Origin of the sequence: Methylobacterium gnaphalii, assembly GCF_007992215.1 — a bacterium.
In the GTDB taxonomy this organism is placed as follows: Bacteria; Pseudomonadota; Alphaproteobacteria; order Rhizobiales; family Beijerinckiaceae; genus Methylobacterium; species Methylobacterium gnaphalii.
Map to the genome: position 1 here is coordinate 25,565 of NZ_BJZV01000038.1, position 7,471 is coordinate 33,035.

Annotated in this window: 6 protein-coding genes; 5 read left to right on the plus strand and 1 reads right to left on the minus strand. The window is 60.9% G+C overall.

The genetic code is table 11. The annotated features are described in order from the left end of the window. Positions 1 to 616 precede the first annotated feature (616 nt). Complete coding sequence (locus tag MGN01_RS20905) at positions 617 to 1,672, minus strand: NAD(P)-dependent alcohol dehydrogenase (protein ID WP_147048764.1); 1,056 nt, start codon at positions 1,670 to 1,672, stop codon at positions 617 to 619. A 334-nt stretch (positions 1,673 to 2,006) separates the two neighbouring features. On the opposite strand from MGN01_RS20905, the gene MGN01_RS23760 reads away from it, so the two are divergent. The 5 genes from MGN01_RS23760 to MGN01_RS20925 all read left to right on the plus strand — a co-directional run bounded on the left by MGN01_RS23760 (position 2,007) and on the right by MGN01_RS20925 (position 6,088). Continuing rightward, positions 2,007 to 2,162 (plus strand): hypothetical protein, encoded by a 156-nt coding sequence (locus MGN01_RS23760; RefSeq protein WP_170246091.1) that lies wholly within the window; start codon positions 2,007 to 2,009, stop codon positions 2,160 to 2,162. A 178-nt stretch (positions 2,163 to 2,340) separates the two neighbouring features. After that, entirely contained in the window at positions 2,341 to 2,820 is a 480-nt protein-coding gene (locus MGN01_RS20910) for a MarR family winged helix-turn-helix transcriptional regulator (protein WP_147048765.1), read from the plus strand. Then, positions 2,817 to 4,859 (plus strand): FUSC family protein, encoded by a 2,043-nt coding sequence (locus tag MGN01_RS20915; RefSeq protein ID WP_147048766.1) that lies wholly within the window; start codon positions 2,817 to 2,819, stop codon positions 4,857 to 4,859. Before MGN01_RS20910 ends, MGN01_RS20915 begins: the two co-directional genes overlap by 4 nt. After that, positions 4,856 to 5,065, plus strand: a complete 210-nt coding sequence (locus MGN01_RS20920) for a DUF1656 domain-containing protein (RefSeq protein ID WP_147048767.1) — start codon at positions 4,856 to 4,858, stop codon at positions 5,063 to 5,065. The genes MGN01_RS20915 and MGN01_RS20920 overlap by 4 nt, the downstream gene beginning before the upstream one ends. Before the next feature lie 45 nt (positions 5,066 to 5,110). Then, the gene (locus tag MGN01_RS20925) at positions 5,111 to 6,088 is read left to right on the plus strand and encodes an efflux RND transporter periplasmic adaptor subunit (protein WP_147048768.1); all 978 of its coding nucleotides are present in this window, start codon (positions 5,111 to 5,113) and stop codon (positions 6,086 to 6,088) included. The last annotated feature ends 1,383 nt before the right edge of the window (positions 6,089 to 7,471 follow it).

The window sequence follows — 7,471 nt, forward strand, 5'->3', positions numbered from 1 at the left end:
TTGCAAAATCGCAACAGCGTCAGGTCTGCAGAATTCCAAGAACAGAATTGAAAACTGCAAATATAAACATCAAAGCACACAGCTTATACCAAGTAGTCTAGCAATAACACACCAGCATGAATCATCTTCAATTTATGGGCATGGCTCTATATGCGCAAATAGCGCCGGAAAAATCAGAACATTGGAGTGTAAATGGGTTATAGCCAGCGTTAGCGAACCGAACAGACGTTTTAGCCGTCTTTTACCCAAGGCGACCACCAAGACGACGCGCCACCCACGTTTGAAGGCAAAGCGTTGTTCAGATGGATGATGCTCCCTTTGCAAAAGCAAACAGGACCCGCCAGGGGGACCGCATTATACTGATTTGAACCACCACAGGCTTTCACAGCAAATCCTGCCAAATGCCGCGATGATGATCGGACTCTGCACTACCTTCATCGGGCTCGTGGAGATCGTAGAGGCCGGCATCGGCCCGCGTCACCTTGATGAGGGGCCAAATCGACCGCGCTCATCTTCCTCGCGAGCGCAGGCTCGTTCCATCTCTCGAAGCATCGGACTGTCGAGAGCGTTAGTCCGTTCTCATCAGCGGATAAGGTTCGGCGGACCAAACCGACCTTCAAGCCGCCGTGGGCAAGGAAGCCATGTCGATGACGAAGCGGTACTTCACGTCGCTCTTCTGCATGCGGGCGTAAGCGCTCTCGATCTGATCGATCGGGATCATCTCGATATCAGCGGTAATGCCGTGCTTGCCGCAGAAGTCGAGCATTTCCTGCGTCTCGGCGATGCCGCCGATCAGCGAGCCCGCGAAGTTCCGGCGACGCCAGATCACGCTGAACACTGCGACATCGAGGGGCTTCTCCGGCGCACCGACTTGGACCAAGGTGCAGTCGCGCTTCAGCAGGCCGAGATAGGCGTTGATGTCGTGCTGGGCCGCGACTGTGTCGAGGATGAAGTCGAAGCTCTCTGCCTGCGCAGCCATAGCCTCGGGGTCCTTCGAGATCACGACCTCATCAGCACCGAGCCGCTTGGCATCGGCTTCCTTTCCGGGTGAGGTGGTGAACAGCACGACATGCGCACCCATGGCATGGGCGAGCCTCACGCCCATATGGCCGAGGCCGCCTAAGCCCACGATGCCGATTTTGTGGCCCGGGCCCACCTTCCAGTGGCGCAGGGGCGAGAAGGTGGTGATCCCTGCGCAAAGCAGGGGAGCGACACCCGCGAGATCGAGGTTTTCCGGGATGCGCAGCACGAAGTGCTTGTCGACGACAATGTGGCTTGAATAGCCGCCATAGGTGTTGGCGCCAGTCTTCTGCTCGGGGCCGTTATAGGTGGCGGTGAAGCCGGGCTCGCAATATTGCTCCAACCCATCTCGGCAGCTCGAACATTCGCGGCAGGAATCGACCATGCAGCCGACGCCTGCAAGGTCCCCCTCCATGAAAGTGGTGACGTTCGCGCCGACGCGCTTCACGCGGCCGACGATCTCGTGCCCAGGTACGCAGGGATAGTTGGTGTTCTGCCACTCGTTCCGGGCTTGATGCAGGTCCGAATGACAGACGCCGCAATAGACGATCTCGATCTCGACGTCGTTCGGACCGGGGTCGCGCCGCTCGAAGCTGAAGGGTGCGAGGGGAGCCGTGGCCTCCTGCGCGGCGTAGCCAATGCATTGGAACATGATGCCTCACCGATGATGTCGGACACAGCGGATATTGTCCCTTGCTCAGGCTATATGCGGCGACGATGATCGTCTGCCAGTGTCAAATGGCGTTCGCCCGAGATGCAATCGGACGAGGTACGATCTGACGGTGAAAAGAATAAGTGGCGAGCTTGAGCATTCGGATCGATCCAGGTCCGGACTATCGCGCTGATCCCAGCAGCTGCAACTGCTGAGGGTAACAAGGTCCACGACAAGATCTCGGAGCTGGCCGAGACACTTCACTGTTCCATCGTCGGCACTTGCCTGACCATTGCTGAGGGCCGCACGCCGCTCGGCGTACCTGATGCGCATCATGAGTGAGCATCGCCTGCACGAGCAGGTTGCGCATCCTGCCGGGCGCCGCGAGGGCAGCGGCCGGCTTCTGCAGACAACGCTCGATTGCCGGCATGCGCGCGAGAGCCGCCGCGCCGAGGCAGTGCGCACCGGCGTTGACGCTCAGGCGCTGTGATGGCGCTCGATGGAGAACGGCAAAATTCCAGGACGCTATCGGACAGCGATCACCCATCCGGATGTCCGAAGCGAGCGCGGAGCAGATGGTCCAGCCAACTAGAAACATTGCATCATAATAGATAGCATTCTATCTATATCAGAGGATTTCATAGAGCGGGCTAAGCGCACGCGATCGCATGTCGCAAGATCTGGCTCTTCTCCAACAAGCCTACACACAGGCTCTGCTGCTTGCCGGTCGGCAATGGCGGCGCATGGCCGACGCGGTGGTACGGCCGCATGGCGTCTCGGATGCGACGGCTCTTCCTCTGGTGATGATCGGGCGGCTGGAGGGCGAGCCCCGCCAGAACGCCCTCGCGGAAGCAGTCGGGATTGAGGGGCCCTCGCTGGTCCGTCTGCTTGACCAGCTCTGTGCCGCCGGTCTCGTCGAACGCAAGGAAGACCCGACCGACCGGCGAGCCAAAGTCCTCAGCCTCACGCCGGCCGGCTTGTCGACCGTGGCGAAGATGGAGGCCGATCTCGCCGATCTGCGCGCGTCGGTGTTTGCCAGTTGCAGCGTCGCGGACCTCGAAGCGGGCCTGCGGGTTTTCAGGACGCTGCAGGATGCCGAGCGCGACAGATCGCGCGGCGAGCCCCCCATGCGGGAGACGGCCCAATGACTCTCCCCGGTTGGCGCGATTGGGTCTTCGCGATCAAGACTTTCGGGGCTGCGATCCTCGCCATGTATCTGGCCATGTGGATCGACCTACCGCGTCCTTACTGGGCCCTTGGCACCGTGTTCATCACAAGCCAAGTGCTGGCGGGCGCGACACGCTCGAAGGCAATCTACCGGGTCTGCGGGACGCTGCTAGGGGCGGTAGTCAGTGTCATCCTCGTTCCCAATCTCGCGAACGCGCCCGAGCTCCTGACCATCGCCATCGCGCTCTGGGTCGCGGTCTGCCTGTATTTTTCTCTGCTCGACCGGACGCCGCGTAGCTACCTGATGATGCTCGGCGGCTATACGGCAGCCCTGATTGGCTTTCCCGCCGTCGGTGATCCCGGGACGATGTTCGATACCGCGGTGGCGCGGGCGGAGGAAATCACCCTCGGCATCCTCTGCGCCTCGCTTGCCAATACCGTCGTATTGCCCCAGTCGGTCGCGCCGCTGATCGCGGGGCGGCTCGACCACTGGCTCACCGATGCGCGTGGCTGGATCGTGAGCGTCCTGAGCCACACCAGCAACGCGGGGGACACCCAGAGCAAGCGCCTGAAGCTCGCCTCCGATGCAATCGCCTTCGACGCCCTGGCTACGCCCTTGCGCTACGACATGTCCGGTGCGGAGCGCTCGGCGGAGGCCATGGCGACGCTGCGCCAGCATATGCTGATGTTCCTGCCGATCGTCTCAGCGCTCTCCGACCGCATCGAGGTTATGAGGCGTGCAGGCACGATGCCCAGCCGGCTAGAGACTCTGCTCGACGACGTAGCCGCTTGGCTCGCCGCCGGACGCATCGACGAGATCGAGGCGCAGGGACTGCGATCGCGGGCGGACGCGCTCTGTCCCCCCATGAGTCAGCAGGCCTCTTGGACCGATCTGGTGCTGGCGAGCCTGCTGGCGCGACTGAACAATTTCATCGACCTGCGCCAGGATGCCCGCCTCTTGCAGCGCCATATCCTCGACGGCACGCTCACTACGGAGCGTCTCGCCTTCAGTTACACCGCAGCGGCGCGCACGATTCGCCATCGCGATCACGGCATGGCCCTGCTCTCGGCGATCGGCGTGTTTCTCTCGGTGCTGCTGAGCTGCACCATCTGGATTGCCACTGGCTGGCCCGACGGAGCCGGGGCGCCGATGATGGCGGCTGTCGGCTGCTGCTTTTTCGCCGCCCAGGACGATCCCGCCCCCTCCATCGTGGGCTTTGCCAACTCCGCGATCATCGGCGGCATCGCCTCGGCCATTTACCTGTTCGCGGTGCTACCGCTTGCGACGAACTTCGAGATGCTGACGCTGGCACTGGCACCAGCCCTGCTCACCTGCGGCGTCTTCATGACCCAGCCGAAAACGGCGCCAATCGCCATGGGCGCGGCGGTGAACGGCTCGGCCATGATCGCGCTGCAGGGCAGTTACACCGGCGATTTTGCGGCCTTTGCCAACTCTTCCATCGCCGTAATCGCGGGGATGTGGGTCGCAGCCTTGGTCACGCGCCTCGTGCGCTCGGTCGGCGCGGGATGGGCGGCGCACCGCCTGCGCAGCGTCAACCGGCGCAGCCTCGCGCAGGCCGCCGAGCGGCAGGGCGCGCAGAACGGCCTGGAGCTTGCTGCAATCATGCTCGACCGCGTCGGTCTGATAGCCCCGCGCCTCACGAGCCTACCTCCGGGCGACGCTGAATGGACGGCCGATCTCCTCGCGGAGGTCCGCGTCGGCATCAATGTTGTCGAGTTGCGTCGCAACCGCCGGGCGCTCTCGAACGAGGCGCGAAAGGCGGTCGAGGCGCTTCTCGCCGCCCTGGCGCGGCACTTTCACGCCAAGGCGCTGATCCCGCCCACCGGGCTCCTCGCCGACATCGACGCGGCGCTCGACGCGGTGATCGCCGATCGGCTTCATGCGGCGCGCGGCGTCGCGCTCATGGGCCTCGTCGGCGTCCGCCGTGCGCTCTTTCCCGAGGCGCCGGACTACAAGGCGCGTCGGACGGCGACGTCCGAACCGGGATGGGCGGCATGACCAGCGAACTCGACATCTACGGCGTCTTCATCCCGAGCCTCGCAGCATGGATGCTGATCGCCTTCCTCGTCTGCGTGGCGCTGAGCAGGCTTCTGACCTTTACTGGCTTCTACCGTTTCGTCTGGCATCGACCGCTCTTCGATCTCGCGCTTTACATCGTGGTTCTTGGCGCGGTGGTGTCAGTTGGCCTGCCCCTGACTCCCTGACGATCGCCATCTCCGCCTCTCGTGCCCTCACGACGGTTCGGCCCCATGACACGGCTCCTCACCTTCTCCTTCCGTCTCCTCGTCACCCTGGCGATGGTCGCTGTAGCGATCGTGGTCGGCCTGGCGCTCTGGGACTATTACATGAATGCTCCCTGGACCCGCGACGGCCGGGTCCGGGCCGACGTTGTCGCCGTGGCGCCTGACGTTTCCGGCCTCGTTACGGAGGTCCGAGTGGGCGACAACCAGCTTGTGAAGCGCGGTGATGTTCTGTTCCGCATCGATCCAGAGCGCTTCACCCTTGCCCTGCGTCAGGCAGATGCCATCGTGGAGGGCAAGAAAGCGAGTGCCGATCAAGCTGCCGCCGATTACGGGCGCTACAGCAAGCTAAGCGACGCGGCCGTCTCGCAGCAGAAGCTCGAAGCCGCCCGCGCCACCGATCTTGAGGCCAAGGCCGCCTACGACCAAGCGCTCGCCGACCGCGACTTGGCCAAGCTGAATCTGGAGCGCTCGGCAGTGAAGGCCTCAGTCAACGGTCGCATCACAAATATGGAACTGCGCCCGGGAGCCTACGTAACGACCGGAAAGGGTGTCATGGCGCTGATCGACAACGATACGCTGCGCGTCGAGGGCTATTTCGAGGAAACGAAGCTTCCGCGCATCCATATTGGCGACAAGGCCAGTATCCGCCTGATGGGCGACGACGCAGTGCTGACCGGCCGCGTCGAAAGCTTTGCGGGGGGCATTGAAGACCGCGAGCGGACCGCTGGCAGCAATCTGCTCGCCAACGTCAACCCCACCTTCTCCTGGGTCCGCCTTGCCCAACGCGTTCCGGTTCGCATCACCCTCGACGCCGTACCCGAGACCCTCCGCCTCGTCTCCGGCCGCACGGCCACGGTCGCCATCGAGCAGGGCGGCGAGAAGGTATGGCCCAGCATTTTCGGCAGTTGGCGAAAGTATTTGCCTCCTAACACAACTTCGCCTCGGGTTGACCATCAAATACCCGACGCCTATGTCCGCACTTAGCCCCATGGCCCAGAGGCTAAAATGACTGGACCAGGTGCGAAATTGCCGTCTTGCATCTCGGATTCACTTGAGAGTTGGCAGATTGTCTACCAACAAGCGAGCTTGCCGACCGTTGGGAGTGTCAAGTCCGGGGAATGCAGCCTACTTAGACCAGTGTGAGCCTATTTGGATCTTGCGTGAGGTGAGGCCTAATACATATTCGGCTGATTTCTGTCTTCTTACCACAGTTTTGACAAATCATTTCGCCGACAGTTTAAGCATTTATTCAAATAATACCGCCAAATACGGCCAAAATCTGAGATTATTGGCTATCAATTTCCCATTTAATTGCGTTAATACCAGAAAAAGCTTGCATGAGCCAACAGAGAAGCTATGAAGTCGAATGCTGTTGGGCGAGAGCACAGCGTGCGTTGATGATACAGTAGGGCCGAAAATTCTTTAGGCAAAGGCCAGTGCGCCCATATTCGGGAAACCGGCCAGGAGCGCACACGCGAGTCGCATTACTTCGGCCTCCCAACATGACGTAGCCAACAAGTTAAACACTGCGCCTCAATTTCTTGGCTCGCTGTTTCGCTTGATTGGACCGATGAGTTCGTTTCGCGGCGACGTAGCGCGCCTTCATGGTCTGCTCGGGAGAGTGTGCTACCGAATTGCAGTCCCCTATTCGGGGATAAACGTCGTACGCTGGCCTGTCGCTTCCTTCCCTCACAGGTCAGCGACGGCGGGTCGGATGGTTTTCTCGATAGTTAGCTGTCCGACCCGCTCCGTGACGGATTTCGTCGCTCAAATTGCCAACAACCATCGGCTCGGGAGAGGCGGCTCAAGTAGCCAACCCGCGCAGCATCACTCTGGCCACCTGACCAGTCGGCGCATTCAAGCCTTGCAGACGAAGTGTGACTTCTGACTAGCCGCATCACCTGTTTGGTCGAACAGGCGAAAAATTTCTGTATCGTCTCCGAGCCACTGACACTTTGAGAACCCGCGTGGCACGATGCTATAGCTCGAAGCCGACGCCCCGAGACCGCTATGTGCTTATTTCGTAATTTTACTGTTTTCTGCATGGAAATATCATAAGCTCAAGCAAGTCTGCTGCTGTTGATGCCACCGCTTCATAAATCAAAGACATTGTAGACATGGAGCTACGCCGCCCGTCAAAGCGGCCGCCTAACCCGTTGCCGCTTTGACAGATATGTGCACGCAGTTTACCCGCAGAATAAGTTAAACTGACATTCTGGCGTAAGGTCGTCTGCAGAGCCGCCGGGCGCAGCAATCAAGTTTAACACTAGACATCTAACCTAATAGCACGACGACGGTCCAGCACGTGCGATACCCAGCACATATGCCCGGGTCGCAAAGCAATTATATCAAACTCGCTAACGTGCC